Source organism: Streptomyces sp. NBC_00440 (assembly GCF_036014215.1).
Lineage (GTDB): Bacteria > Actinomycetota > Actinomycetes > Streptomycetales > Streptomycetaceae > Streptomyces.
Map to the genome: position 1 here is coordinate 2,148,257 of NZ_CP107921.1, position 25,922 is coordinate 2,174,178.

The window sequence follows — 25,922 nt, forward strand, 5'->3', positions numbered from 1 at the left end:
CCGCAGGGGCCCGGCCTCGGCTCAGCGCCCCCGCGCGGCGCGGGTGAACTCCCGCAGGATCTCCTCGCCGGCCGCGACCCCGCGCCCGGCGGTCACCTCCACATGCGGCGCGCTCCACCCCGCGTCCGCCAGCTCGCCGTGCGCGGGGCGCCAGCCCCGGTCGGCGGCCAGCAGCAGGTCCGCGTCCAGGAGTGAATCGCCTGCTGCCAGGGTGAGTTCGGCTCCGGTGCGGCGGACCACTTCGCGTACTGCCGCGCTCTTGGTGAGCGGCTCCGGCACCGCGTAGAGCTTGCGGCCCTGGAGCGAGACCGTCCAGCCGCGCGGACCGGCCCACGCGGACAGCTCGTCCACCCAGCCCTCGGGCAGCAGGGCCCGTTCGACGACCAGATAGGCGAACAGGTCCTCGGCCACCCGTTCCTTGAGCAGCCAGGCCGGATCGGCCGCGGACACCAGGTGGGCGCGTACCTCGGCCAGGGTGGCGCACTCGGCGGCCAGCCGCCGGGCCACATCGGACTGCCAGCCCGGGTCGGACACCCCGTCGACCAGCAGATGGCCCCCGTTGGCGCAGATCGCGAACCGCGGCGGCGGGCAGGGCAGCCGGATCCGGTGGTACTGCTCTCGCGTCCTCGTGGTCGTCGGTACGAAGAGGGTCTCCGCGGCGAGCGCGCCGAGCAGCCCGGCCGCGGTCTCCGTCACGTACGAGAGCGGCCTGCTCTCGTACACCTCCACGCACAGCAGCCTCGGCGCTTCGGCGTCCGGCATGGTCAGGTCGAGCGCGGGCGCCGAGTAGATGAGGGTGCGGTCCAGGTCGCTGGCGACGAGTACGGGCGCTGCCGGGTTCACGCGGTCACCGCCGCGGTGCCGTCGGCGCCGGTCGCGCCACGGGTGAAGCGCGGGTGGATCAGGCCGACGCAGCTGTACGGCAGGCCGTCCACCTCCTCGACCGGGACGCCGCGCTGCTCCGCGAGGAGCCGTACGTGGTCGAGATCGGCGCCCGCACCGCTCCTGGCGAGAATCTTCCAGGGGACGCGGCGCAGCAGGACCCGGGTGGTCTCGCCGACCCCCGGCTTGACGAGGTTGACGTCATGGATGCCGTACTCCTCGCTGATCCGCTCGACGGCCGCCCACCCCTCCCAGGTCGGCGCGCGGTCCGCCGCCAGCTGCTCCTTCACCGCGGCGTCCACCGCACCGGACACCTCGTCGAAGCGGGCGGCGACGGCGTCGATGAAGTCGGCCGATACGTCGGAGTCCGCCAGCTCGCGGTAGAACTTCCCGCCGTGGAAGTCCCCGGGCCCGACCAGGTCGGCGCGGAGGACCGTACGCGAAATCAGTCCGGACACCGTGGAGTTGAGGCAGGCGGACGGGATGAGGAAGTCCTCCCGGGTGCCGTACGTACGGACGCAGCCGCCGGGGTCGGCGAGGACCGCGATCTCCGGGTCGAAGCCGGGGAACTCCGCGAGCGCATCGGCCAGTTCGCGGGTGATGGCGCCCTTGCCGGTCCAGCCGTCGACGAAGACGACATCGGCCGGGTCGTGGTGCGCGGCCAGCCAGCGCAGTGCGTTGGCGTCGATGCCACGGCCGCGCACGATGGACACCGCGTAGTGCGGCAGGTCCAGGCCGTGGCGGTGCTGGGCCCAGCGGCGCATCAGTACGCCGACGGGCGTACCGGCACGCGCGAGCGAGACCAGGACCGGCCGTGCGGACCGCTCGGCGAGCACGGTCTCGGTGACCGTGCCGACGGCCTGCGCGATCCGCGGCGCCGAGGTCTCCAGGGCTGCCCTGAACAGCTCCTGGTACTGCTCGCTGGGCTGGTACTCGACGGGCAGCGACTCGGCGTAGTGGGCGCCGCCCGCCTGTATCGCCTCCTCGCGCTCCTCGGTGGGCGCCTCCAGCTCCACGCCGGAGAGATCCTGGAGCAGCCAGCCGACGTCTTCGGCGGCGTAGGACGAGAAGGCGGGGCCGCGCAACGGCTCGGGCATGGGGGCGGCTGCTTCCTGCTGTTCCGGAACGTACGGCGGTGGGACGACGTACGACTGTGCGGGGGTGTACGGCCGTTGGGGGACGTACGAGGGGACGACCGCCAGCAGCACCTGCGGGACGTGCGCGGCGAGTTGGGCCAGAAGGCCGTCGGGGGCGTGCAGTTCGGGGGTGTCGGCGGCCGAGTCGACGACGAGGACCACCGCGTCGAAACCACCGCCCGCCACGTTGTACGCGTAGCGGTCGCCCGGCCCGTCGGCGGGGCTGTCGTGCGCGGGGAAGACCAGTCCGGTCCGTATCGCGTAACCGGGATCGTCCAGGGCGAGTACGGGCGAGCGGGTGGTGGTCGATGAGCGCACATCGTGCCCGGCCTGCTCCAGCGCGAGACCGAGGCGGAGCGGGGCGTACATCAGCTCCTCGAATCCGAGCACGAGGACATGCGGGGTGCGCGTAACGGGCGCGTCGACGGGGAGCGGGCCCGCATCATGTGCATCCGGACCAGGCACACCCGAGCCGGGCACGCCTGAGACGGGACCGACCGAGCCGGGCGCGCCCGAGGCCGGAGCGTCCCCCTCGCCCCGTGCCAGCGCCTCCGCGAGCCGGGCCGCCATCCCCGGCAGCGCGGCCTCCAGGGTGGTGCGGTGGCCGGGGGTGAAGCCGTGCCGCCCGCCGTCCGGCAGCCCGGCCGGCCAGCGCAGGTCCACCCGGACGGCCGGACCTGGGCCCCGAGGGACAGCGAGGTGGGGCTTCCGCCCCTCGTGCTCCTCGACCAGGCGGCGCCCCTTCTCCAGTACGCCGTCGGGCAGTTCCACCTCGCCGCGCACCGACGTCAGCAGGTCGACCCGGGCGCCGATGTCCCGGCCGAAGTCCGCCAGCCGGTCCCGGTCGGCGGCCGACCGCATGTCGACCAGCGCGACGACCACGTACCACTGGCGCGGATACCGCTCGTGCAGATCGCGGATGGTGTTGAGCACCGTGTTGCCGGTGGAGAACTCGTCGTCGACGAGGACGAGCGGACCGTCGCCCGCCAGCAGCTGCGGGTCCTCGGGCAGCAGCAGATGCGAGGTCGCGTGCGAGTGCGACTCCTCGAAGCCGCCCGCCCGCGCCACCCCCGCGACCTCGCGCCGGGTGGAGTGCAGATACGGCGCGAGGACCAGCCCGTCCGCGACCGAGTGGCCCAGCCCCGTCGCGGTCTCCGCGTAGCCGAGAACGACCGCCCTCCTCGCGGCCTCGTCGCCGAGCAGCCGCCGTACCGCGCGGCCGAGCCCGTGGCCGTGGCCGTACACCGTCGAGGGGCGCTGCGGCACATGTTTGCCCAGCACGTTCGACACCAGCAGATGGGCGCGTTTCGGATTGCGCCGCAGCGCGAGGCCCAGCAGTTCGCGGAGGCCGTCGTCCCCCGCGAGCCGCACACCGAGCCGGTCCGCGACCCATGTTCCCGACCAGACCACTTCGCCCGTCTCTTCTCTTCCGGTTCGCATCAGCCGGAGAGCCCGGCCGTGAGCAGTTCGACGAAGCCGATGTCTTCTCTGGCCACACCGAAGACCTCGGCCCGCAGGAGGGTCCGCTCGGCCCAGGCCCGGTGCGGCTTCACCTCGTTCATCTTGTTCGTGTAGGCGGAGCGCAGCACCCCACCGCCGTCCCGGTCGGGCCTGACGATGTCGCGGGCGTCGCTGAACTCCTCGTGGCTGACCACCGAGAGGGCGTGCACCGGCATCACGTGTGAGGGGTGGATACAGGTCTTCCCGAGCAGTCCGTTGGCGCGGTCGAGCCCGATCTCGCGCAGCAGTCCGTCCAGATCGTGCTCGATCAGGGTGGTGCGGAGCTGGTCGGCGCGGCCCTCCATGAAGGGGCTGCGGCGCAGCTGTGGCTTGAACATCCGCTCCTGGACGCGGAAGTACTCCCAGACCGGGCCGGTGATCGTGAAGCCCGTACCGTCCGAGCGGCCCAGGACGTTCACCACGTCGCCGATGATCGAGGCGACGATCTGGACGTCGTACGCGGTCATGTCGGGCGTCCTGCGCAGCCCGTACGCCGAGCAGAAGTCGGTGACACCCAGCCGGAGCGCGAGGATCCGGTCACGGTACTTGTCGACCGTGCGGGCTATCCCGGCGAGGGAGTCCGCACGGGTCTCCAGGTGCAGCAGCTCGGGCGATTCGAGGACAGGCATGGCGAACAGCCGCCGGCCGCCCGCGGCCTCCGCCCGGGTGAGCGCCTCCAGGAAGGCGGTGCCGCGCTCCTCGGTGAACTTCGGCAGTACGAATCCGGACAGCAGCCGCGCCGACGGGCCCAGCCGGTGGACCAGGTCGGGTATCTGCTCCGGCTCGCGGACCCGGACGAAGAGCAGCGGCACGCCGTCCGCGTTCCCGGAGGGCCCGCCGCATCTGTCGTCCAGCTGGGCGAACTGGCGGACCAGATTGGCCTCGCCGTCGGCGACATCGGCGTCGTCGATGGAGTCCTCCAGGCAGAGCACCATGGAGACCACCCCGCGCGCGGCCTGTTTCAGCACGTCATCGGCGAGCTGCGGCCGGGTGGCCGGGCTGTAGAGCGTGGCGCCGAGAGCGGCCGCGAGTACGGGTGCCGGAGACCCGGAGGTGAATTCGGCCGGCTCCTGATGGAAGAGATCCGACCGGACAAGGGGCGAGATATGCCCGAAATGATGCATAAGGTCCCCTCGTAGTGCCATGCCGTCCCGATGACGCGCGGCCGGTAATAGTACGTATGGGCGCATGGCGCTAGTTCCAACAGGGAGGGAATTCGGACCGTCCTGCAACAGTCGCCCCACCCGTCCCGCCGGGATGTACCGGACTCGCCCCAAAGCGCCCCCACATTGTCCGGGGCCACGCCGGGAAGGCAGGATGACCGGCATGACGCACGCGATGATGAAGGGTTCGAACGTCCCGCTGGACGCCTTGGCGGTACGGGCCGTCCTGCGCTGGACCCCGGGCCCCGACGTCCCCGACATCGACGCTTCGGCCCTGCTGCTCGGCCACGGCGGGCGTGTGCGCTCCGACGAGGACTTCGTCTTCTACAACCAGCCGCGCCATCCGTCGGGCCTGGTACGGCGGCTGCCGAAGAAACGCGACGCCGAGGGACTCACCGACACCGTCGAGGCCGACCTGGCCGCCCTGGACCCCTCGGTGGAGCAGGTGGTGCTGGCCGCGTCGTCCGACGATGCGTCCTTCCGCGCCGTACGGGACCTGCGGATCCTGCTGTACGACGCGGCGGCGCCGGCCGGGGACGGCACTCCGGCCCTCGCCGTCTTCGACGTACAGCCGGAGACCGGCGAGGAGACGGCGATGATCTGCGGCGAGCTGTACCGCCGCGAGGACCGCTGGAAGTTCCGGGCGGTGGGGCAGGGCTACCCGACCGGTCTGGTCGGTCTTGCCACGGCGTACGGCATCTCGGTCGACGAGAACGCCGAAGCGGCCGGAGCGGACGGGACATCGGCAGACGCGGCGGCGGAGCCCGGCCGGTCCGCACCGCCCGCCCAGCGCGGCCCCATCGGCGCGACGGGCCCCACGGTCCCGGCGCCCGCCGGTTTCCCGCCGCCCCCGCAGTCACCGCCGCCCGGCTACGGCTACCCGCAGGCCGTCCCGACCCGGCCGGTGGCACAGCCCGCACGCTCGGCATCCGGAAACAGCGAAGGGAGCCGAGGCGGAGCGCAGCGGAGCGGGTATCCGCAGCCGGCCGCGGCGGCTGCTCCCGCGCCCGATCCGTACTTCCGGCTGCCCCCGATGGGACCGCAGTTCCTGCCCAGGTGAGCGGGGCGGGAGTAGTCGCAGCGCGCCGGTGAGCCGGTGAGCTGCCGGGTTCAGATCTTGGTCTTGTAGCCCCGGCCCCACTGGAGCCCCCAGCCGTACAGCCGGTCCAGCTCGGCCTGGAAGCCGTAGACGAACTTCACCTCGCGGCGCACCACCATGTCGCCCTTGACCTTCTCGACGGCGAAGACCGCGCACGAGCGGGCCTGCGGATGGCGCTCGTCCAGCTGGATCTCGATGCGCGGGCCGTTGCTGGGGTAGAGCGTCACCACGGCGTGCGTACGGTCGAAGGCGGGCGTCTGGTCGTAGATGTAGACGAAGACCAGCAGCCGTTTGATCTCGTCCCGGTGGTCGAGGTTGACGTAGAGCGTCTCGCCGGACGGCGATCCGAACCGGTCGTCACCGCTGAGCTGTACAAACGGCGATTCGTTGAGCGCGCCGAGGAAGTTCCCCAGGGGCTGCACCACGCCCTTGGTGCCGTCCTCCAGCTCGTAGAGGCAGCCCAGGTCGAGGTCGACGTTCACGACGCCCTGGGTGTGTGCCTGGACGACGTCCGGCTGGAACATCCGGGACGGATGGCGCAGCAGACTCCCGCGCTGCCGAGAGCTGCCGCCGAAGTCCGACGAACGCATCCGCCAGGACAGGTTCACCCGCAGGTTTCCGGTGGTCGCGCCCTGTTTGGTCAGTGAGACCGCCGGGTGCCGCTTGGTCAGCTCGATCGAGTTGGACGCCGAGCTCCCCGAATCGAAGTGCGGCGGCTTGTCCCGTCGAAGACTGTCCCAGAAGGCCATGTCCCACCCCCAGCTTGCTCGGTGACTCTTCCCCGGTTCTTCCCCGGACTTCTTCCCCCACGCACACGGACACGCACATGCGCGCACACGGGCACGCACACGGGGCGGTCAGGAGGCTTCCGCGTCCTGACCGCCCCGTTCAGAGCGTTCCGCAATCCGGTACGGGTCACACCCCGGACGGCACTTCTGTCCGGTCTCCGGAGCCGCCCCCGCCCTCCGCCGCGATCCGCTTGTTCCTGCGGACCGACGACCAGAAGGACAAGCCGATCAGCACGACTCCGACGAGGCCGGTGATGATCTCGTTGATGTCGTACTGGATGGTGACGAGCAGGATCACCGAGAGCGCGCCGATCGCGTAGTGGGCGCCGTGCTCCAGGAAGACGTAGTCGTCCAGGGTGCCCTGGCGGACCAGGTAGACGGTGAGCGACCTGACGTACATGGCGCCGATACCGAGGCCGAGCGTCATCAGCACGATGTCGTTGGTGATGGCGAAGGCGCCGATGACCCCGTCGAACGAGAAGGAGGCGTCGAGGACTTCCAGGTAGAGGAACATGAAGAACGCGGCCTTGCCGGCCATCATGACCGCAGGTACAGCCGAGCCGGACTTCCTGGCTTCCTCCTCGGCCTCCTGCTCACGCTCCTCGTCCTCTTCCAGCCGGTTCTCGAAGTACCCGGAGAGTCCGCCCACCACGAGATAGGCGATGAGCCCGGCGATACCGGAGATGAGGACCGTCTGCGCCTTGTCCGCGTGCACGCCGCCGTGCTGGTGGGCGTGGGTGGCAACGGTGAAGGAGGAGATCAGCAGCACCACGAGCGCGATGCAGACCGAGAGCATGTCGACCTTGCCGAGCTTGGCCAGCGGGCGCTCGATCCAGCGGAGCCACTGGATGTCACGGTCCTCGAAGATGAAGTCGAGGAAGATCATCATCAGGAACATGCCACCGAAGGCAGCGATCGACGGGTGGGCGTCGGTGACCAGCTGCTGGTAGTGGTCCTTCTCGTTGACTGCCAGCTTCACCGCTTCGATCGGATTGATCTTGGCGCTGATGGCGACGATCACGACGGGGAAGACCAGTCGCATACCGAAGACGGCGATGAGCACACCGACCGTGAGGAAGATCTTCTGCCAGAAGGCACTCATCTTCTTCAGGATTCCGGCGTTGATCACCGCGTTGTCGAACGACAGAGAGATCTCCAGGACGCCCAGGATCGCCACAACGCCCAGGGCGGTCCATCCGTCGTAGATCACCGCCGCGGCAAGACCGACCACGGTGATCACGAATGACCACCCGAAGGTTTTCAGAAGCACTGGCTACCCCATCGTGTGTGTACGGGTTCCCCCGCGCCGTGCGCGGCCCAGGTGTTGTCCCAGTCCTGCATTCTCCCGGGGTGCGAACCCTGGACCCCCGGCACGGAACCCGGGAGATCTCCCGGACTTGAACCACGCCGGAAGAATGCTTTAGGAAACATTGACCCCGAAGTCTAGAGCGATGCCCCGCAGCCCTGACGCGTACCCCTGCCCCACGGCCCGGAACTTCCATTCGCCGCCGTACCGGTACAGCTCGCCGAAGATCATCGCGGTCTCCGTCGAGGCGTCCTCGCTCAGGTCGTACCGCGCCAGCTCCTGGCCGTCGGCCTGGTTCACCACGCGGATGAAGGCGTTGGCGACCTGGCCGAAGGTCTGGCCACGGCTGTCCGCCTCGTGGATCGAGACCGGGAAGACGATCTTGTCGCAGTGGGCGGGCACCTTGGAGAGGTCGACGATGATCGACTCGTCGTCGCCCTCGCCCTCACCGGTGAGGTTGTCGCCGGTGTGCTCCACAGAACCGTCCGGGCTGGTCAGCTGGTTGTAGAAGATGAAGTACTCGTCGCCGAGCACCCGGCCCGACTGGCACAGCAGCGCGCTGGCGTCGAGGTCGAAGTCCGCTCCGGTGGTGGAGCGTGCGTCCCAGCCGAGCCCGACCAGAACTTGCGTGAGGTTGGGTGCGGCCTTCGAGAGGGAGACATTGCCTCCCTTGGCGAGCGTAACGCCCATGATCGCTGATCCTCCCCGAGGTGTGGAACGGTTGACTAGCACGTCCGGCGCCGCACTGAGGTGCGGCGCCGGACGGAGTGAATCCTGCTCAGACGTTGACGCGGAACTCAGACGTTGACGCCGAAGTCCTGCGCGATACCGCGCAGCCCGGAGGCGTACCCCTGGCCAATGGCGCGGAACTTCCACTCCGCGCCGTTGCGGTAGAGCTCGCCGAAGACCATGGCGGTCTCCGTCGACGCGTCCTCACTGAGGTCGTACCGCGCCAGCTCGGAGTTGTCCGCCTCGTTCACCACGCGGATGTACGCGTTGCGGACCTGGCCGAAGCTCTGCTGGCGGCTCTCGGCCTCGTAGATCGAGACCGGGAACACGATCTTCGAGACATCGGCGGGCACACCGGCGAGATTCACCTTGATGACCTCGTCGTCGCCCTCGCCCTCACCGGTGAGGTTGTCACCGGTGTGCTCGACCGAGCCGTCGGGGCTCTTGAGGTTGTTGAAGAAGACGAAGTTCGAGTCGTTGGCGACCTTGCCCTCTTCGTTCGTCAGCAGAGCGCTGGCGTCGAGGTCGAAGTCACCACCTGTGGTGGTGCGTGCATCCCATCCGAGACCGACGATGACCGCGGTCAGATTGGGTGCGGCCTTGGTCAGCGAGACGTTGCCGCCCTTGCTGAGGCTGACTCCCACGAGTCCTCCCAATTGGTTTCGAGGGGCCGAGGAGGGCCCTTGCCCCCGTTTTTACGTGGCATCGGATCAACGAACCGATCCTAGTGACCGGTTCCCGGACACGGCAGGCTCTTCACCGGCCGGGTCAGAGGGTGTCGAGCGCCTTGGCGTACTCGTTCAGGTCACGAGCGTCCGGCAGACCGTTGACGACGGTCCAGCGGACGACGCCCTCCTTGTCGATGATGAAGGTCCCGCGCACCGCGCACCCCTTCTCCTCGTCGAAGACGCCGTACGCCCGCGAGGCCTCGCCGTGCGGCCAGAAGTCGGAGAGCAGCGGGTATTCGAGGCCCTCCTGCTCCGCGAAGACGCGCAGCGTGTGGATGGAGTCGTTGGAGACGGCGAGCAGCTGCACGTCGTCGTTGACGAACTTCGGCAGCTCGTCGCGGAGGGCGCAGAGCTCGCCGGTGCACACGCCGGTGAAAGCGAAGGGGTAGAAGAGCAGCACCACGTTCTTCTCGCCGCGGAAGTCCGAGAGGCGGACGGTCCGGCCGTGGTTGTCCTTCAGCTCGAAATCCGGGGCCTCGGTGCCGACCTCGATCGCCATGAAAACGCTTCCCTTCGGTGGGGCCATTCGAATGATGCCCACCCTATGGCCTCGCTGCCGGCCCCACCGGGGGCGGGCGGCCCCGCATCGGGACAGGGGGAAGCGGAGCCCCGGAACAGGGGGAAGCCCCCGCCGGCAGGACGGCCGGCGGGGGCTTCTCGGGGCTTATGGCGACTCAGCGCTTGCCGGACCTTGCCACCTTCGGTGTGACCAGACGGCTCCCCGTCCAGTCCTTGCCGGCATTGATGCTCTTGGTCTGGGCCAGACCGGCTGTCTGAGATGCCTCGTTGATGTCGCTCGGCTCGACGTAACCGTCACGGCCGGTCTTGGGGGTCAGCAGCCAGACCGCGCCGCCGTCGTCGACCAGACCGATGGCGTCCACCAGCGCGTCCGTAAGGTCGCCGTCCTCGTCGCGGAACCACAACACGACAGCGTCAGCCACGTCGTCGTAGTCCTCGTCGACGAGTTCCTGGCCGATGACGCTCTCAATACCCTCACGGAGTTCCTGCTCGACGTCGTCGTCGTAGCCGATCTCCTGGACCACTTGTCCGGGCTCGAACCCCAGGCGTGCTGCCTGATTGGTCCGCTCCTCCGCGTGGTCCGCGGTCGCGCTCACGGTTTGCCTCCTGATCGTTTTTGGAAATGCACCAGCCACGCGCGTGCGCGGGGCGTTGGCCGTAGTCCACACGGGCGGGACCGATCGCGCAAGTACCCAGCGGTCGAGACAGCCGAAACGGTGACGTTTCCTGGCACCTCACCCCAACCTCAGGCAGGTCCTGACGGTCTCTGGTGATCCATCCCACACTGTTCATCCGTATTTGCGAGGGTTCCCCTCCATCCGGATACGTCAATTGTGCCCCGGATCCCTTTGGGAATGTCTGAGCGGGTCGGGCGTAAGGTTGCGATTTCGCCGGACCCAGCAGCGGCCTCCGGACGGGATGTCTCACCGCGTGACGGTTACCTACCCCTCGGTAGAGATGACGTCAGCGTCCTGGCGGTACACGATGGTGGCGGCGTACGCCCCGATACCGCACCACCGAACAGCGAAGGAACAGCGTGGTTTCCGGATCCGATCGCAACCCGATCATCATTGGCGGCCTTCCGAGCCAGGTCCCGGACTTCGATCCTGAAGAGACCCAGGAATGGCTCGCCTCCCTCGATGCCGCCGTCGACGAGCGCGGCCGTGAGCGTGCGCGTTATCTGATGCTCCGCCTCATCGAGCGCGCGCGCGAGAAGCGCGTGGCCGTGCCCGAGATGCGCAGCACGGACTACGTGAACACGATCGCCACCAAGGACGAGCCGTTCTTCCCGGGCAACGAGGAGATCGAGCGCAAGGTCCTGAACGCCACCCGCTGGAACGCGGCCGTGATGGTCTCGCGCGCCCAGCGCCCCGGTATCGGGGTCGGCGGCCACATCGCCACCTTCGCCTCCTCCGCTTCGCTGTACGACGTGGGCTTCAACCACTTCTTCCGTGGCAAGGACGACGGTCTCGGCGGCGACCAGGTCTTCTTCCAGGGGCACGCGTCCCCCGGCATCTACGCCCGCGCCTTCCTGCTCGACCGGCTCTCCGAGCAGCAGCTCGACGGGTTCCGCCAGGAGAAGTCGAAGGCTCCCTACGGGCTGTCCAGCTACCCGCACCCGCGGCTGATGCCGGACTTCTGGGAGTTCCCGACCGTCTCGATGGGCCTCGGCCCGCTCGGCGCGATCTACCAGGCGCGGATGAACCGCTACATGGAGGCGCGCGGGATCGCGGACACCTCCAAGTCGCATGTCTGGGCCTACCTCGGCGACGGCGAGATGGACGAGCCCGAGTCGCTCGGCCAGCTCTCCATCGCCGCCCGTGAGGGCCTGGACAACCTGACCTTCGTCGTCAACTGCAACCTCCAGCGCCTCGACGGCCCGGTACGCGGCAACGGCAAGATCATCCAGGAGCTGGAGTCGCAGTTCCGCGGCGCCGGCTGGAACGTCATCAAGCTGGTCTGGGACCGGAGCTGGGACCCGCTGCTGGCCCAGGACCGCGACGGCACCCTGGTCAACAAGATGAACACCACGCCGGACGGCCAGTTCCAGACGTACGCCACCGAGAGCGGCGCTTACATCCGTGAGCACTTCTTCGGCACCGACCAGCGGCTGCGCAAGATGGTCGAGGACATGTCCGACGAGCAGATCCTGCACCTCGGGCGCGGCGGGCACGACCACCGGAAGGTGTTCGCGGCCTACACGGCGGCCAAGGAGCACAAGGGCCAGCCGACGGTGATCCTCGCCCAGACCATCAAGGGCTGGACGCTGGGCCCGAACTTCGAGGGCCGCAACGCGACCCACCAGATGAAGAAGCTGACCGCGGACGACCTGAAGCGCTTCCGGGACCGGCTGCACCTGCCGATCGCGGACAAGGACCTGGAGGACGGCAACCCGCCGTACTACCACCCGGGCCGGGACTCCGAAGAGATCCAGTACATGCACGACCACCGCAAGTCCTGCGGCGGTTACGTGCCGACCAGGGTGGTCCGCGCCAAGCCGCTGCCGCTGCCCCCGGACAAGACGTACGCCATCGCGAAGAAGGGTTCGGGCCACCAGTCGATCGCCACCACCATGGCGTTCGTCCGGGTCCTGAAGGACCTCATGCGGGACAAGGAGATCGGCAAGCGCTTCGTGCTGATCGCCCCCGACGAGTACCGCACCTTCGGTATGGACGCGTTCTTCCCGAGCGCGAAGATCTACAACCCGCTCGGCCAGCAGTACGAGTCGGTGGACCGCGAACTGCTGCTCGCGTACAAGGAGTCGCCGACCGGGCAGATGCTGCACGACGGCATCTCCGAGGCCGGCTGCACGGCGTCGCTGATCGCGGCCGGTTCGGCGTACGCCACGCACGGCGAGCCGATGATCCCGGTGTACGTCTTCTACTCGATGTTCGGATTCCAGCGGACCGGCGACCAGTTCTGGCAGATGGGCGACCAGCTGGCGCGCGGCTTCGTGCTCGGCGCGACCGCCGGGCGGACCACGCTGACGGGTGAGGGGCTCCAGCACGCGGACGGCCACTCGCAGCTGCTCGCGTCGACCAACCCGGCCTGTGTCGCCTACGACCCGGCGTTCGGTTTCGAGATCGCGTACATCGTCCAGGACGGTCTGCGCCGGATGTACGGCGAGACGGCGGACGGCAGGGCGGGCGAGGACGTCTTCTACTACCTCACCGTCTACAACGAGCCGATCCAGCATCCGGCGGAGCCCGAGGACGTCGACGTCGACGGCATCCTCCAGGGCATCCACCGCTTCAAGCCGGGCGAGCGGGGCCGGATCCCGGCGCAGATCATGGCGTCCGGCGTGGCCGTCCCGTGGGCCGTCGAGGCCCAGCAGATCCTCGCCGACGAGTGGGACGTGAAGGCCGATGTCTGGTCCGCGACCTCCTGGAACGAGCTGCGCCGCGAGGCCGTGGAGGTGGAGCGGCACAATCTGCTCCACCCCGAGGAGGAGCAGCGCGTCCCGTATGTGACGCGGAAACTCTCCGACTCCGAAGGCCCGTTCGTGGCCGTGTCGGACTGGATGCGCTCGGTGCCGGACCAGATCGCACGCTGGGTGCCGGGGCCATACCAGTCGCTGGGCGCTGACGGGTTCGGCTTCGCGGACACCCGGGGCGCGGCGCGCCGCTTCTTCCACATCGACGCGCAGTCGATCGTCGTCTCGGTCCTCACCGAGCTGGCGAAGCAGGGCAAGGTGGACCGTTCGGCCCTGAAGCAGGCCATCGACCGCTACCAGCTCCTGGACGTGTCGTCGGCCGATCCGGGCGCGGCGGGCGGCGACGCGTAGGCGTCACTGAGCACGCATGAGGGCGGCGGGACCACGGCGGTCCCGCCGCCCTTCCGCGTAGGTGGCGCGGGTCAGCGGGTGCTCAGCTCTCCCGGATCTTGAACGCCCGTACCTGGTAAGGGGAGTTCGGCAGCCAGGTGCCGCCTCCCGGGTACGTATCGAACTCGCCCGTCTCCGCGCACTCGGCGGACTGGTACGTGGTGACCGGGCGCCCGGTGCGGTTGGCGACGGACTGGGCGGTGGCGCCCGCGGGGAGCGGCGTACAGCTGTCGATGCCGGCACCGGTGAGGTCGTAGGTGCGGCGGGCGCCCTTGAAGGCGCCCTTCTCCCAGAGGCAGAGTTCGCCGGTCGCGCACTCCCCCATCCGGGGCTGCGATGCGGCCAGCGCGGTGTGCGGGGCGAGTGCCTGGGGCGCGGCGAACACGGTGGCCGTGACGATCCCGGCCGTGACGGTCGTACGGAGCAGGGCCTTGCGGAGCAGGGTCCTACGGATGCCGGCCGCGGGGCCGGTGTCGGCGGCGGGTGCGGTGCGCCGGGTGAGTGCGGTGTTCATCGTGGTCCCCCGTGTGGTGCGTCGTACGTATGGATCTTCCGGACCGCAGCTTGGCCCGTGATCACGTACCGCCGGAAGAGCGCACCGCCCGTACCACCCTGATAGGCGACAGCCCCGCCGGAGGGGTCCGGCGGGGCTGTCGTGTGCGCGGAGTTGACGCCGGGGCGTCGGAAGGGGGCGTCAGATGTGGGCGGCGCCCGAAGCCGCCTCCGGGTTGTCACCGCGCTTGGTGAGCAGGGCCACGAAGACAGCGACGACCGCGACGCCGGTGGCGACCAGGCAGGCCAGGCTCATGCCCGACATGAAGGTGTCGTGCGCGACGCCGGTGATCTTCGCGGCGAGTCCGGCCGGCGCGTGCGGCGGCACCGGGGCCATGCCGACCTGGACAGCCTGCGACGCCTGGTCCAGCTGACCGAACCCGAACGGAGGAAGTTTGGCGTCCGCCCACTTGACCGGCAGGGTGCTGTCGACCTTGGAGGCCATGACCGCGCCGAGCACCGCCGTACCGAGGCTGCCACCGATCTGCATGGCGGCCTGCTGGAGACCACCGGCGACACCGGAGAGCTCCATCGGGGCGTTGCCGACGATGACCTCGGTGGCGCCGACCATGACCGGGGCGAGCCCCAGGCCGAGCAGCGCGAACCAGATCGACATGTTGAGGCTGCCGGTGTCGGTCCCCAGCGTGGACATGCCGTACATCGCGACGGCCGTGCAGACCATGCCGCCGGCGAGCGGGATGCGCGGGCCGAGCTTGGTGATCACCGCGCCCGCGAGCGGGGAGGCGACGATCATCATGCCGGTGAGCGGCAGCAGATGAAGTCCGGCGTCGACCGGGCTCATACCGTGCACGTTCTGGAGATAGAAGGTGACGAAGAAGAGGCCGCCCATGAAGGCGATGGCCATGAGCACCATCAGCACGACGCCCGCGGAGAGCGGCACCGAGCGGAAGAGCGCCATCGGGATGAGCGGCTCCCTGACCTTCGTCTCCCAGAACGCGAAGGCCGCGAAACAGACCAGCGAGACGGCCAGGAAGATCCAGACCTTGCCGTCGCCCCAGCCCCACGCCGGGGCCTTGATGAGCGCCCAGACCAGGCAGAACATGGCCGCCGAGAGCAGCAGGATGCCCAGGATGTCGAAGGACTTCGGGGCGTTCGCGGCCCGGTGGTCCTTGAGGATCACCACACCCACGACGAGCGCGATCACACCGACCGGCACATTGATGAAGAAGACCGACTGCCAGCTGACGTGCTGGACGAGCAGGCCGCCGATGATCGGGCCGCCCGCGGTGGAGGCGCCGATGACCATGCCCCAGAGGCCGATGGCCATGTTGAGCTTCTCGGCCGGGAAGGTGGCGCGCAGCAGGCCGAGCGCGGCGGGCATCAGCAGCGCACCGAACAGCCCCTGGAGGACCCGGAAGGTCACGACCAGGCTGACGCTGTTGGAGAAGCCGATGGCGCCGGACGCGGCGGCGAAGCCGACCACGCCGATGAGGAAGGTCTGGCGGTGGCCGAATCGGTCACCGAGCTTGCCCGCGGTGATCAGCGCCACGGCGAGGGCGAGGAAGTAGCCATTGGTGATCCACTGGATCTGGGCGAAGGTGGCCCCGAGATCCTTCTGGATGGCCGGGTTGGCGATCGCGACGATCGTGCCGTCGAGCGCGACCATCATCACGCCGATGGCCACGGAGAAGAGCGTCAGCCAAGGGTGGCCGCGGAGCCCCTTGACCGGCGGTGCCGCAATATCCTGCGGCGCCGGGTCGACAGTGGTCTGACTAGTCATACGAGTCAGACTAGTGTCAGCCTCTGACATTTGACAAACCAATCCACAAGTCGGTAGCTGTCACATAGCTCACAGGTACGCTGGAACGACAAAGCACCCGAAACCGGGAGAAGTTCAGCCCCGGGGCCGGAACCGAAGCCGGACCGCGCACCGCACACCCCCCCAACGCCCCCCACGCCCCCCACACCGAAAGAGGACCAGAACGTGACGATGGAGCAGACCGAGCCGTCGACGCCGGACGCGCCGACCGGACTGCGGGAGCGCAAGAAGCAGCGCACCCGCGAGGCCCTGCTGCGCATCGCACTCGAACTCTTCACGACAAAGGGGTACGAGCAGACGACCGTCGACGAGATCGCCGACGCCGTCGAGGTCTCCCAGCGCACCTTCTTCCGGTACTTCGCCAGCAAGGAGGAGGCCGCCTTCGCGGTGCACGACCTGGTGGAGTCACAGTTCTTCACCGCCCTGGAGGCCCGCCCGCCGCAGGAGACCCCGTTCGAGGCGATGCGCAACGCCGTGCTCGCCTCCTGGGACAGCATCAGCCTGACCATCGAGGACCTGATCCCGGTCGACCTGTACATGCGGACCTGCCAGATCATCGAGTCCTCCCCCGCCCTGCTCGCGATCCATCTGCGCCGCTCGGCCGAGCTGGAGGACCGGATCGCCCAGCTGATCGCCACACGCGAGGGGCTCGACGTGGACACCGATCCGCGGCCGCGCGTGGCCGTCGCGGCGTTCGACGGCGTGATGCGGGCCACCGGCCGGATCTGGGGCAAGGGCCAGGACCTGAGCATCGCCTCGATGCGGGCGATCACCCTGACCCACCTGGACCAGATCGGGCCGGCACTGGCAGGGAACTGGCGTACGACAGGCGCACACGGCATGTAGTCATTCGGATACATTCCCGCGATGAAACGTGATGTGTCTCACGGACTTCGCAAGCACGCTTCCCCGTCTCCTAGGGTGGCGGGCAGTGACTTCCTTCGACTCCTCCCCCACCCTCACCGTCTGGCGCACTCTGCTCGCGCTCGCGGTGGTGTTCGTCATGCTGGCCACCACCGGCTGGACCGCCGTGCACCACCACAGAACCGCCGGACCGCGCCAAGCCGCGCTGGCCGCCTGGGGCAGAGGCTCCATCGCCGGCCACCACCTCCCCTCGCCCAACGCGTCGCCGCACCGGCTGTCGAGTTTCTTCGCCGAGCTCACCGCGGCCGACCGCGCCCGGCTCGTCGACGACTATCCGCTGGTGGTCGGCAATCTCAACGGCGCTCCGGTGACCCTGCGTTACCAGGCCAACCGGCGTGCGCTGGAACAGGCCGCCGGGCAGGAACGCGAACGGCTGACCGACCCCACGCTGAACAAGCTCGGCCACCAGGACGCGCGCCAGACCTACGACCGCTACAACGCGCTGGCGCAGCCCGGCCGGCAGATCCTCGCCTTCGACCCGACCGGCACCGGCCGGGTCGCCCAGGTGATGGGCGATCTGCAGCAGGCCCGGCACATCTCCATCGTGGTGCCCGGAGTCGACACCAACCTGCTGACCTTCCAGAAGACCCGGCAGGCCTACTACACCGCGCCGGTGGGCATGGCGACGTCGCTGTACAGCGCCGAGCACTCCGCGGACCCCGGGTCGCACACCGCCGTCATCGCCTGGGCCGACTACACCTCGCCCGTCGGTATCGGCGTGGACGCCGCGATCGGCAGACTCGCCGCCGAGGGTTCGCTCCGGCTGCACGCGCTCGTCGACGCGCTGCCGGGCAGGGCGCCCGTCGCGCTGTTCTGCCACAGCTACGGCTCGGTGCTCTGCGGCGTCGCCGCCCGCGACCTCCCGTCCCGGGTCAGCGACATCGCGGTCGCGGGCAGCCCGGGGATGCGCGTCGAGAACGCCGCGCAACTGGACACGGGCGCCCGGGTGTGGGCGATGCGGGACAGCAGCGACTGGATCCAGGACGTCCCGCATCTGGACGTCGGGGGCCTCGGCCACGGCGCCGACCCGGTCTCGCCGCAGTTCGGCGCCCGCGTCGTGTCGGCGGGCTCGGCACAGGGCCACACCGGCTATTTCGCGCCCGGTACCGAGAGCCTGCACAACTTCGCGGCGGTCGGCACCGGCGAGTTCGATTCGGTGACATGTGCGAACGGCGGGGACACCTGCCGCAGCTGATCTTGCGGTGATTCGGGCCGCCCACCCCAATACCGGGCGGTCTCAGGGGGTTCACGCGCGTAGATGTCCGTACATCAGGTCCGCCGCAGAGGGGCGACGCGCGGGCGCACGCCGCCTACGATGTGGCACATGGGTGATGTGCTGGCCGGAATTCAAGCCACCTGGGAGTTCGCGACCGACTCCGTGCTCATCCGCTTCGAACGGGGGATTCGCACGCCGAAGCTCTTCCAGGCGCTGCGTCAGCGGCGTATCCCCCACGAGGCGCTGGGGTCGGTGACGGTGACCGAGGGCAGACGGGGGACCGTGGTGCTGCACGCGGCACCGCGCGCGGGCGCCGACCCGCTGATGGAGGCGGCCTCGGGGCAGCTGAAGGAGGGGTGCGATCCGTACCGGCTGGTGCTTCCGGCCGCGCAGCGGACGCTCGCCGAGTACTACGCGGACGAGCTGACGGCGCGGCTGGTGCCGGAGGCGGCCGAGCCGGCCGAACGGTTCCTGGTGGCGGCGCCCGAGGCGCCGCTCCACTTCAAGGCGTACGACGGCAAGGCGTCCTTCGACGGGTCGAGGGTCTCGTTCCGGTGGTCCTGGACGGGTGCGTCGTCGGCCAAGTGGAAGTGCGGCGACCAGAGCTTCCCGGTGGCCGAGCTGACCGGTGTGGACTGGCGCTCCCCCGAGGCGTACGACGGCTATCTGCGGGTGCTGCGGCAGGGCGAGCCGGACACGGCGCAGGCGGACCAGGACCCCGCGGCTGTCGTCTTCGGACTCGGTTACGGACCGGTGCACGAGTCACTGCCCTTCGCCGCCGCGGTCCTGGGGGCGGCCCGCCACTCCAGGACGGTGCCGGTGCCGGTGCCCGCCATCGCCACCGGCCGGCGCGACCCGGCGGACATCGCCGAGCGGATACGGCACCTGGGCGAGCTGCACTCGTCCGGGCTGGTCACGGACGACGAGTTCAGCGCGAAGAAGGCCGAACTGCTGGCGGAGCTGTAACGGCAGGCACGTACGGAGAGACATGCCGGAGGGGGCCCGCACTGTGGCGGACCCCCTCCGGCGTCACATTGATGTCCCCCGGATGCGGCTACTCGCGGGCCGCCGACGTCGACGACATGTCCGGGTAGCGGTCGCCCTTGACCTCGCCCGCGATCGGTTCGAGGAGCGCCAGTTCGTCACTGGTCAGCCGCAACCGCGTGGCGCCGGTGTTCTCCAGCAGGCGGGTGCGCTTACGGGTGCCGGGGATCGGCACGACCGCCCGGAGCCCGTGCACTTCGGCCCGCTGCTGCACCCAGGCGAGGGCCACCTGCGCGGCCGTCGCGCCGTGCGCCGCCGCGATCTTGTGCACCGGTTCGAGGAGCGCCGCGTTGGCCTTGGCGTTGTCGCCGGTGAAGCGGGGCTGGAACTTCCGGAAGTCGCCGCCTTCGAGGTCCTTGGACGCGTCCGCGAAGGAGCCGGTGAGGAAGCCCCGGCCGAGCGGGGAGTACGGCACGATGCCCACCCCGAGATCGGCGGCCGCACCGATCAGGCTCAGCTCCACATCGCGGCTGAACAGCGACCACTCGGACTGCACGGCGGTGATCGGGTGCACGCCGTGCGCCTCGCGCAGTTCGGCACCGGTCACCTCGCTCAGCCCCAGGTACTTGACCTTGCCGGCGGCCACCAGCTCGCCCATCGCGCCGACGGACTCGGCCAGCGGCACATCGGGGTTGCGGCGGTGCATGTAGTAGAGGTCGATGACGTCGACGTTCAGCCGGCGCAGGCTCGCCTCGACGGCCTGCCTGATGTACGGGGCGTCGTTGCGCACCCCCCGGTAGTGCTCGTCGTCGGCGCGCCGCTCGATGGAGAACTTGGTGGCCAGCGTGATCTCGTCACGGTACGCGGCGACGAACGGCGCCAGGAAGCTCTCGTTGGCGCCCAGTCCGTAGATGTCGGCCGTGTCGATCAGCGTGACACCGGCCTCGACGGTGGCCTCCAGGGTGTCCCTGGCCGCCGCCTCGTCGGTGTCCCCGTAGAACTCGCTGATGCCCATGGCACCGAAGCCCTGCACGCCGACCTCGGGGCCGCCCTGTCCCAGCCGTACCCTGTCGATCTTTTCGATGCTCATCAGGTTCAGAACCTCTCCGACGCCCGCCGGGCGTCCGCGTAAAAGCCGATCTTGAAATCGAGTACGGAGAGCGTGTCGTGGAGTTCCGCGATACGCAGCCGCACATCTCTGCGGGTCTCCTCCAGGAGCTCCTGCCGTTCCTCGAAGGTGTCCACGCCCTCGCGTACGAGTTCGGCGTAGCGGACCATCTTGGCCACCGGCATCCCGGTCAGCCGCAGTTTGCCGACGAAGGCCAGCCAGTCCAGGTCGCGGTTGGAGAAGCGGCGCTGGCCGGTGTGCGACCGGTCGACATGCGGCATCAGCCCGATCCTCTCGTACCAGCGCAGAGTGTGCGCTGTGAGACCGGTGAACGCGACGACCTGGCTGATCGTGTACTGGTCCTTCCCGTCGGGCAGCCTGCCCGCGGTGGGCGGTCCAGCGCAGAGGTCCACGGTCTCCGACGCGGGCACGGTCTCGGTCACAGTCATGCGGTCCCAGCTCCTTCATCCTCGCGACAACACCAACGCTAGATCCTTGGAGTGCACTCCAAGCAAGCGAAATCGAGCGGAACTTCACAGACGGCTCCCGTAGCCTCCAGGATCATGAGCACCGCCCGCCGCGCGATTCCCGATGACGCCGTCGAACTCGTACGCCTGCGCAAGCTGATGCAGGACTCCATGTCCGGGAAACCGCACCCGGACATCAGCTGGCAGCCGGCCGCCGTCGAGACGCTGCGCGGGAAGCTCAAGGACCCGGAGTCCGATCTCACCGCGTTCGTCGTCGACCGGCCGGACGGCGGGCTCGCCGCCTGCGTGGTCGGCACGGTCGAGTACCGGCTCGGCGGCCCCGGCAACCCGCACGGCACGAGCGGTTACGTCTTCAGCGTCGCGACCGATCCGGACATGCGCCGCCGAGGGTACTCGCGCGCCTGCATGGAGGCGCTGCTCGGCTGGTTCCGGGAGCGGGGTGTGCCCAAGGTCGACCTGCGGGCGTCGGCCGACGGCGAGCCCCTCTACGCCTCCCTCGGATTCGTCAGGACCCCCGATCCGGCGATGCGTCTGACGCTGTAGTTAGGCTCGTCCCTCATGAAGAGCCTGGCGATGACCGAGAACTGGCCGGTACCCACGGTGGCCGCCGCCGTCGTACGAGCGGACGGCAGCGTCGCCGGTGCCGTCGGCCCGACCGCGCGGCGCTTCCCGCTCGCCTCGGTCACCAAGCCGCTCGCCGCGTACGCCGCACTCATGGCGTACGAGGAGGGTGCGGTCGAGCTGGACGAGCCCGCGGGTCCTCCCGGGTCCACGGTCCGGCATCTGCTCGCCCACACCAGCGGTCTCGCCTTCGACGAGAACCGGGTGATGGCGGCCCCCGGTGAGCGCCGCATCTACTCCAACGCGGGGTTCGAGGCGCTGGGCGACCACATCGCCGCGGCCACCGGCATCCCGTTCGCCGATTACCTCCGCGAGGGGGTGCTCGAACCGCTCGGGATGGCGGCCACCTCGCTGGACGGCTCCCCCGCGAAGGACGCCGTGTCCAGCGCCGACGACCTGGCCAGGTTCGCCGCCGAGCTCCAGTCGCCCCGGCTGCTCGACCCGCGCACCGTCGCCGAAGCCACCGCGGTGGTCCACCCGGGGCTCAAGGGCGTGCTGCCCGGTTACGGCCTGCAGAACCCGAACGACTGGGGCCTCGGCTTCGAGATCAGGGACGCCAAGTCCCCGCACTGGACGGGCAGTTCGTCGTCGCCGCGCACCTTCGGCCACTTCGGCCAGTCGGGTACGTTCCTCTGGGTCGACCCGGAGGCGGGGGCCGCCTGCGTGGCACTGACCGACCGGGCCTTCGGACCGTGGGCGATCGAAGCGTGGCCGCCGTTCACCGAGGCGGTACTGGCGGAGGTCAACTCCGGGCGGTGACCGGTCGCCCCCGGCTGCGCTCAGGAGCGTGGCGCCGTGAATTCGGTCACGCTGTCCACATATGCGGTCGGGTCCTCCACTCCGGCGTCGCGGAATGCTTCACGCCGCTCGTAGCAGGTGCCGCACGTACCGCAGTGTGTTTCACCGCCTTTGTAGCAGGACCAGCTCAGGTCCAGCGGCGCGTTCAGGCGGGCCCCGTGCGTTGCGATGTCCGCCTTGGACCAGGCGAGGAAGGGCGCCTCGACCCGCGGCGTCGGGAACCCTTCGTTGGCCACGTCCACCAGGCTGCGCAAGGCATCGACGAAGGCCGGTCGGCAGTCCGGATAGACGAAGTGGTCGCCTGCGTGCATGCCCAGGGCAACGGTGGCCGCCCTGTTGGCCACACCCACTCCTACGGCGACGTTGGCCAGGACGGCGTTTCGGTTGGGCACCACCGTCGAGCGCATGGAGTCCTCGGCGTAGTGACCGTCAGGCACTTCCACGTCGGCGTCGGTGAGAGCCGACCCGTGCAGCAGTGCCCCGTAGCCGCGCAGATCGACCACATGGTGGTCGGCGCCGTAGTGGTTCGCGACCGCGCGGGCGGATTCGATCTCCTGTCGGTGGCGCTGCCCATAGTCGGCCGTCACGGCGATCAACTGGTAGCCCAGTGCCGCGTAGTGCGCCGTCAGGGTCGTCGAGTCCATGCCTCCCGACAGGACGATGACAGCGGTGAACGGGTCGGTACTCGCAGGAGTCTGGCTCATGTCCGTTCCTCCGATGTGTCTCTGCCCCGCGGCGGGACAGGTCGATGGCGTGCGCGGAAGTGTCGGTGCTCTGTGGGCCGGTCATGGGGCGGTCGGTGCCGTCAGGGCCAGGAAGGTTCCTGCGACGGCAACGGGCATGAGGTCCGCGGCCTGCAACACGGCCTGCCGGGACAGCGCGTGGTAGGCGGGAGCGTCGTTGACCAGGTCCCTCACCTGTGCCCACAACCGGCCGGGCCCGTCGCCCAGGTCCACCATGCGGCCGGCCTCACCGACCAGGGCGGGAAGGTGGCCCAGTGCGTATCCCACGACCGGCGTACCGACCGAGAGCGCCTCAGCGGCAACATTGCCGAAGGTCTCCGGCTCGACGGACGGCGCCAGCGCGATGGAGGCTTCGGCCAGGAACCCCTGCACGTCCTGCCACGGGATCTGAGGAAGGATCTCGACGTCGGGGAGGCGACCGGCCAGGCGTCGGCACTCATCGAGCACGTCTTCCTGCATGCCCGGCCAGAACTCGAACCGTGCCGTCGCCAGGATGATCTGTACCGGTCGGCCGATCCCCTCCTCCGGGAAGGCGTCCAGCAGTTGGGCGATGCCTTTCTGCGGGTCGGCCCTGGCCAGCGTTCGCACCGGGCCGGTACGGCGAAGCTGTTCCCGTACGTCAGGAGACGGCGGGTCGCTCCGGGCCGGGACGGCGTTCGGGAGGGCCCGCCAGCCGGTGGTGTCCACACCGGCGCGAGCCGAGGCGCGGGTGAGGTAGTCGCTCACCGGCAGGACGACCCCGGGCTTGTGTCCCAGACTCTGCTTCATCGAATCGTCGGTCCGCATGAAATGGACCATCAGCGCTGTACGGACCTCTGGCGGAGCGGGGCTGAGGCAGCCGAGGCCCGCGACCGCGTCCGCCCAGCAGACGAGATCGATGTCCTGCTCACGCAGCACGCTCTCGACCTCTCGCCGGACGGGAAGCGGACTGGGCAGGAGAGACAGCACCTGGTCGACGAGCATGGGCCGCGGCAGCGTGAGCGTCTTCAGGCGCACGAGGTCGGGGCCGTCCGACACGGACGGGGGGCCGGCGGCCACGAACAGGACCCGGTGGCCGAGTTCTCTGAGCCCATCGGCGAGTGACGCCAGAGCCCGTTCGATCCCGGCGGGTTCGTCGGGCTCGTGGGTCAGGAGGACGAAAGCGATGTTCATTCGGCGTCCGCCCGGCACTTCGGGCGGGCAATGAGCACAAGGCCCTGGTCCCCGATGGCGTGCGGCCGGTGCGTGAAGTGCCGGTAGATCGCCGGAGCGACGGCCTCACGCATCTCGGCGGCCTTCGGATGGTCCTCGTACCAGAAGTTGACCAGAGTCTCCGCAGCGGCCTCGACACGGTCCTCGACGCGCTGCTCGGGGAAATGGACGGCCGCCTCCGTGCGCCCCAGGGAGAAGCAGCCGAAGCCATGCCTGCTGAGCACCCGGGCGGCACAGCCCAGCAAGTACCCCTGGTGGTCCTGCGGTTCCCCGGCCACCGGTACGCAGGTCTCGTTGAGGATGCTCACCAGCTCGTTGTCGGCGGCGCCGCCCAGCAGGACGATCTTCGCCTCCGGTTGGGAACGGTCGCAGACCCGCGCCATCTCGCGCACCGACCGTTCAAGATCCTCTACATACGGAAGGACCCAGGTGGCGATCACCGCGTCGAACGACGCGTCGGCGAACGGGAGGGACTCGGCGGCTCCGGGCAGGATCTCGATCGTCCCGCCGCCGTCCGCCCCGGTGCGCTCGTGCAGTGTCTCCGCCCGCTGAAGATGTGGTTCGACCGTCGTGCAGTGCCCGAGCTGCCGGGCGACGGCCCGGGTGAGATCGCCCGTGCCGCCTCCCACATCGAGTACGCGCTTGTTACCGGCGACGGCGGCGCAGGCGGCGGCGATCTCCTCGCGCCGCTCCAGCCGCCTGGTGAAGTCCAGCCAGCCGCGATGGCTGAGGCTGTGGGGGCCGCGGTACTCGGTCGGCATGCCGTCGCCCGGGGCGCAGAACGGGTGGGTGATCACCTGAGACGCATCCAGGCAGGACGCATCGGGACGGGTGTCGTGGTGTGTGTGCAAGTGAACCTCACTGAGAGATTGACGGCTCGGTCATTCGGCCGCACTGACGCCCCTCGGGCAGATCGGAGAGACGGTGGACGGCCGAGAAATGGAGCTGCTTACTAAGCTTGAACCCGGTCACGGTTTCACCTTCCCGCCTTGACAGCGGAATCAGTGGAATCTGGCCGCGCCCACACGAAATCAAGTTACCCACCCTCGATTTCTTACACTTTTCGAAACAGGGATTCGACCCATGCATGGTTATGGGTTGGCGGAATACCTGGAAACATTGGGCGATAAGCGCAGCGCTGGCCACGGTTTTCGGTCTCCAGCCCGGCCTGGAGCGACGTAGATCAAACCTCATGACGACTATGGCAATCTTCCCCGGCACACGGTCGACAAACACGACCCGCGGATTACCTCTGCCCCTTGAATCAATGGGCAGAGCTTGAGCGCCACCACTTTTCGGCCGGGTGGCCGAATGGAGTCATATTCAACTCAACGTATTGATGGGCAGGGCAGAAGGCGCACCACAGAAACCAGGGTGACCGAATATGTCTGCGGTGTTGTTCGGGAAGCGGGATGACAGCGGGAAATCCGCGGTCGATTTACCTGCGCAATCGGCGAGGTGTCGGCGTAGCCGTTTGATGCCGGACGGCGTGTCCTCGGTGGTCGACCCGGGGTTCAAGGGCGTGCTGCCGGATACGGCCTCCAGAACCCGAACGACTGGGGTTTCGAATACGAGATCCGTTCCGAGGTCAACTCCGCCCGGTAACACGTCACGCCCTGGCCATCCCCCGCGCCGGCGTATCTGCCGCCTTCGCGGTCAGGCACTCGAACCACACCGCCTTGCCACACCCGTCGCGACGCGGCTCCACGCCCCAGCTGTCGGTGAGGGCGTCGACCAGGACCAACCCCCGCCCGCCCTCGTCGAGTTCATCGCCGACGGCCGCGCTGGGCAGTTGGGGCCATCCGTCCGCGACCTCGACCCGCACGCCTCCGGCGGCCCCCGGC

Annotated in this window: 24 protein-coding genes; 7 read left to right on the forward strand and 17 right to left on the reverse strand. The window is 69.3% G+C overall.

The genetic code is table 11. The features are described from left to right. Window positions 1-21: 21 nt before the first annotated feature. The 3 genes from OHB13_RS09625 to OHB13_RS09635 are packed head-to-tail and all read right to left on the reverse strand — an operon-like array spanning window position 22 to window position 4,642. Window positions 22-843, reverse strand: coding sequence for an HAD family hydrolase (locus OHB13_RS09625; RefSeq protein WP_328376770.1), 822 nt, complete (start codon window positions 841-843; stop codon window positions 22-24). Then, the gene (locus tag OHB13_RS09630) at window positions 840-3,458 is read right to left on the reverse strand and encodes a phosphoribosyltransferase (RefSeq protein WP_328376771.1); all 2,619 of its coding nucleotides are present in this window, start codon (window positions 3,456-3,458) and stop codon (window positions 840-842) included. Before OHB13_RS09630 ends, OHB13_RS09625 begins: the two co-directional genes overlap by 4 nt. Next, window positions 3,458-4,642 (reverse strand): HpcH/HpaI aldolase/citrate lyase family protein, encoded by a 1,185-nt coding sequence (locus OHB13_RS09635; protein ID WP_328376772.1) that lies wholly within the window; start codon window positions 4,640-4,642, stop codon window positions 3,458-3,460. The genes OHB13_RS09630 and OHB13_RS09635 overlap by 1 nt, the downstream gene beginning before the upstream one ends. A gap of 193 nt (window positions 4,643-4,835) precedes the next feature. Between OHB13_RS09635 and OHB13_RS09640 the strand changes: the two genes are divergently transcribed. After that, window positions 4,836-5,741 carry a TerD family protein gene (locus tag OHB13_RS09640; protein WP_328376773.1) on the forward strand — a complete coding sequence of 302 codons (906 nt, stop codon included), beginning with the start codon at window positions 4,836-4,838 and terminating at the stop codon, window positions 5,739-5,741. Between the two features lie 50 nt (window positions 5,742-5,791). Here the strand turns inward: OHB13_RS09640 and OHB13_RS09645 are convergent, their stop codons facing one another. The 6 genes from OHB13_RS09645 to OHB13_RS09670 form a co-directional block, all read right to left on the reverse strand. Next, window positions 5,792-6,529 (reverse strand): TerD family protein, encoded by a 738-nt coding sequence (locus OHB13_RS09645; RefSeq protein WP_266857445.1) that lies wholly within the window; start codon window positions 6,527-6,529, stop codon window positions 5,792-5,794. A 166-nt stretch (window positions 6,530-6,695) separates the two neighbouring features. Then, window positions 6,696-7,838, reverse strand: a complete 1,143-nt coding sequence (locus OHB13_RS09650; protein WP_266857443.1) for a DUF475 domain-containing protein — start codon at window positions 7,836-7,838, stop codon at window positions 6,696-6,698. 150 nt (window positions 7,839-7,988) lie between these two features. Continuing rightward, a complete protein-coding gene (locus tag OHB13_RS09655) occupies window positions 7,989-8,564 on the reverse strand; it encodes a TerD family protein (protein ID WP_266857441.1) in 576 nt (191 codons plus the stop codon). A gap of 107 nt (window positions 8,565-8,671) precedes the next feature. Continuing rightward, window positions 8,672-9,247 (reverse strand): TerD family protein, encoded by a 576-nt coding sequence (locus OHB13_RS09660; RefSeq protein WP_266857439.1) that lies wholly within the window; start codon window positions 9,245-9,247, stop codon window positions 8,672-8,674. Window positions 9,248-9,371: 124 nt separating this feature from the next. Next, window positions 9,372-9,830, reverse strand: coding sequence for a peroxiredoxin (locus OHB13_RS09665; RefSeq protein ID WP_266857437.1), 459 nt, complete (start codon window positions 9,828-9,830; stop codon window positions 9,372-9,374). 175 nt (window positions 9,831-10,005) lie between these two features. After that, complete coding sequence (locus OHB13_RS09670; protein ID WP_164260513.1) at window positions 10,006-10,446, reverse strand: DUF3052 domain-containing protein; 441 nt, start codon at window positions 10,444-10,446, stop codon at window positions 10,006-10,008. Between the two features lie 440 nt (window positions 10,447-10,886). On the opposite strand from OHB13_RS09670, the gene aceE reads away from it, so the two are divergent. Further along, on the forward strand, window positions 10,887-13,634 hold the full coding sequence (aceE, locus tag OHB13_RS09675) for a pyruvate dehydrogenase (acetyl-transferring), homodimeric type (protein WP_328376774.1): 2,748 nt from the start codon (window positions 10,887-10,889) through the stop codon (window positions 13,632-13,634). Between the two features lie 82 nt (window positions 13,635-13,716). Here the strand turns inward: aceE and OHB13_RS09680 are convergent, their stop codons facing one another. Further along, window positions 13,717-14,187, reverse strand: coding sequence for a peptidase inhibitor family I36 protein (locus OHB13_RS09680; RefSeq protein ID WP_328376775.1), 471 nt, complete (start codon window positions 14,185-14,187; stop codon window positions 13,717-13,719). A gap of 180 nt (window positions 14,188-14,367) precedes the next feature. After that, window positions 14,368-15,966, reverse strand: a complete 1,599-nt coding sequence (locus tag OHB13_RS09685; protein WP_266857432.1) for an MFS transporter — start codon at window positions 15,964-15,966, stop codon at window positions 14,368-14,370. Window positions 15,967-16,176: 210 nt separating this feature from the next. On the opposite strand from OHB13_RS09685, the gene OHB13_RS09690 reads away from it, so the two are divergent. The 3 genes from OHB13_RS09690 (at window position 16,177) to OHB13_RS09700 (ending at window position 19,111) form a co-directional block, all read left to right on the forward strand. Next, complete coding sequence (locus tag OHB13_RS09690) at window positions 16,177-16,851, forward strand: TetR/AcrR family transcriptional regulator (RefSeq protein ID WP_328380256.1); 675 nt, start codon at window positions 16,177-16,179, stop codon at window positions 16,849-16,851. 85 nt (window positions 16,852-16,936) lie between these two features. Then, window positions 16,937-18,124, forward strand: coding sequence for an alpha/beta hydrolase (locus OHB13_RS09695; protein ID WP_266857431.1), 1,188 nt, complete (start codon window positions 16,937-16,939; stop codon window positions 18,122-18,124). A gap of 129 nt (window positions 18,125-18,253) precedes the next feature. Further along, window positions 18,254-19,111 carry a DUF4429 domain-containing protein gene (locus OHB13_RS09700; protein ID WP_328376776.1) on the forward strand — a complete coding sequence of 286 codons (858 nt, stop codon included), beginning with the start codon at window positions 18,254-18,256 and terminating at the stop codon, window positions 19,109-19,111. Window positions 19,112-19,199: 88 nt separating this feature from the next. Here the strand turns inward: OHB13_RS09700 and OHB13_RS09705 are convergent, their stop codons facing one another. Then, window positions 19,200-20,219 (reverse strand): aldo/keto reductase, encoded by a 1,020-nt coding sequence (locus OHB13_RS09705; protein WP_328376777.1) that lies wholly within the window; start codon window positions 20,217-20,219, stop codon window positions 19,200-19,202. A 5-nt stretch (window positions 20,220-20,224) separates the two neighbouring features. Next, window positions 20,225-20,686: a MerR family transcriptional regulator gene (locus OHB13_RS09710; RefSeq protein ID WP_328376778.1), complete on the reverse strand. Its 462-nt coding sequence runs from the start codon at window positions 20,684-20,686 to the stop codon at window positions 20,225-20,227. Window positions 20,687-20,800: 114 nt separating this feature from the next. On the opposite strand from OHB13_RS09710, the gene OHB13_RS09715 reads away from it, so the two are divergent. Next, on the forward strand, window positions 20,801-21,268 hold the full coding sequence (locus OHB13_RS09715) for a GNAT family N-acetyltransferase (protein WP_266857424.1): 468 nt from the start codon (window positions 20,801-20,803) through the stop codon (window positions 21,266-21,268). A gap of 15 nt (window positions 21,269-21,283) precedes the next feature. Next, window positions 21,284-22,105, forward strand: a complete 822-nt coding sequence (locus tag OHB13_RS09720; protein WP_328376779.1) for a serine hydrolase domain-containing protein — start codon at window positions 21,284-21,286, stop codon at window positions 22,103-22,105. Between the two features lie 20 nt (window positions 22,106-22,125). Here OHB13_RS09720 and queC read toward each other — a convergent pair whose 3' ends face one another. From queC to OHB13_RS09745, 4 genes are all read right to left on the reverse strand, one after another. Then, window positions 22,126-22,848 carry a 7-cyano-7-deazaguanine synthase QueC gene (gene queC, locus OHB13_RS09725; protein WP_328376780.1) on the reverse strand — a complete coding sequence of 241 codons (723 nt, stop codon included), beginning with the start codon at window positions 22,846-22,848 and terminating at the stop codon, window positions 22,126-22,128. A gap of 81 nt (window positions 22,849-22,929) precedes the next feature. Beyond that, window positions 22,930-24,039 (reverse strand): glycosyltransferase family 4 protein, encoded by a 1,110-nt coding sequence (locus tag OHB13_RS09730; RefSeq protein WP_266857418.1) that lies wholly within the window; start codon window positions 24,037-24,039, stop codon window positions 22,930-22,932. Then, window positions 24,036-24,929, reverse strand: a complete 894-nt coding sequence (locus tag OHB13_RS09735) for a class I SAM-dependent methyltransferase (protein WP_328376781.1) — start codon at window positions 24,927-24,929, stop codon at window positions 24,036-24,038. Before OHB13_RS09735 ends, OHB13_RS09730 begins: the two co-directional genes overlap by 4 nt. 758 nt (window positions 24,930-25,687) lie before the next feature. After that, complete coding sequence (locus OHB13_RS09745; protein ID WP_406348735.1) at window positions 25,688-25,903, reverse strand: ATP-binding protein; 216 nt, start codon at window positions 25,901-25,903, stop codon at window positions 25,688-25,690. Window positions 25,904-25,922 lie beyond the last annotated feature (19 nt).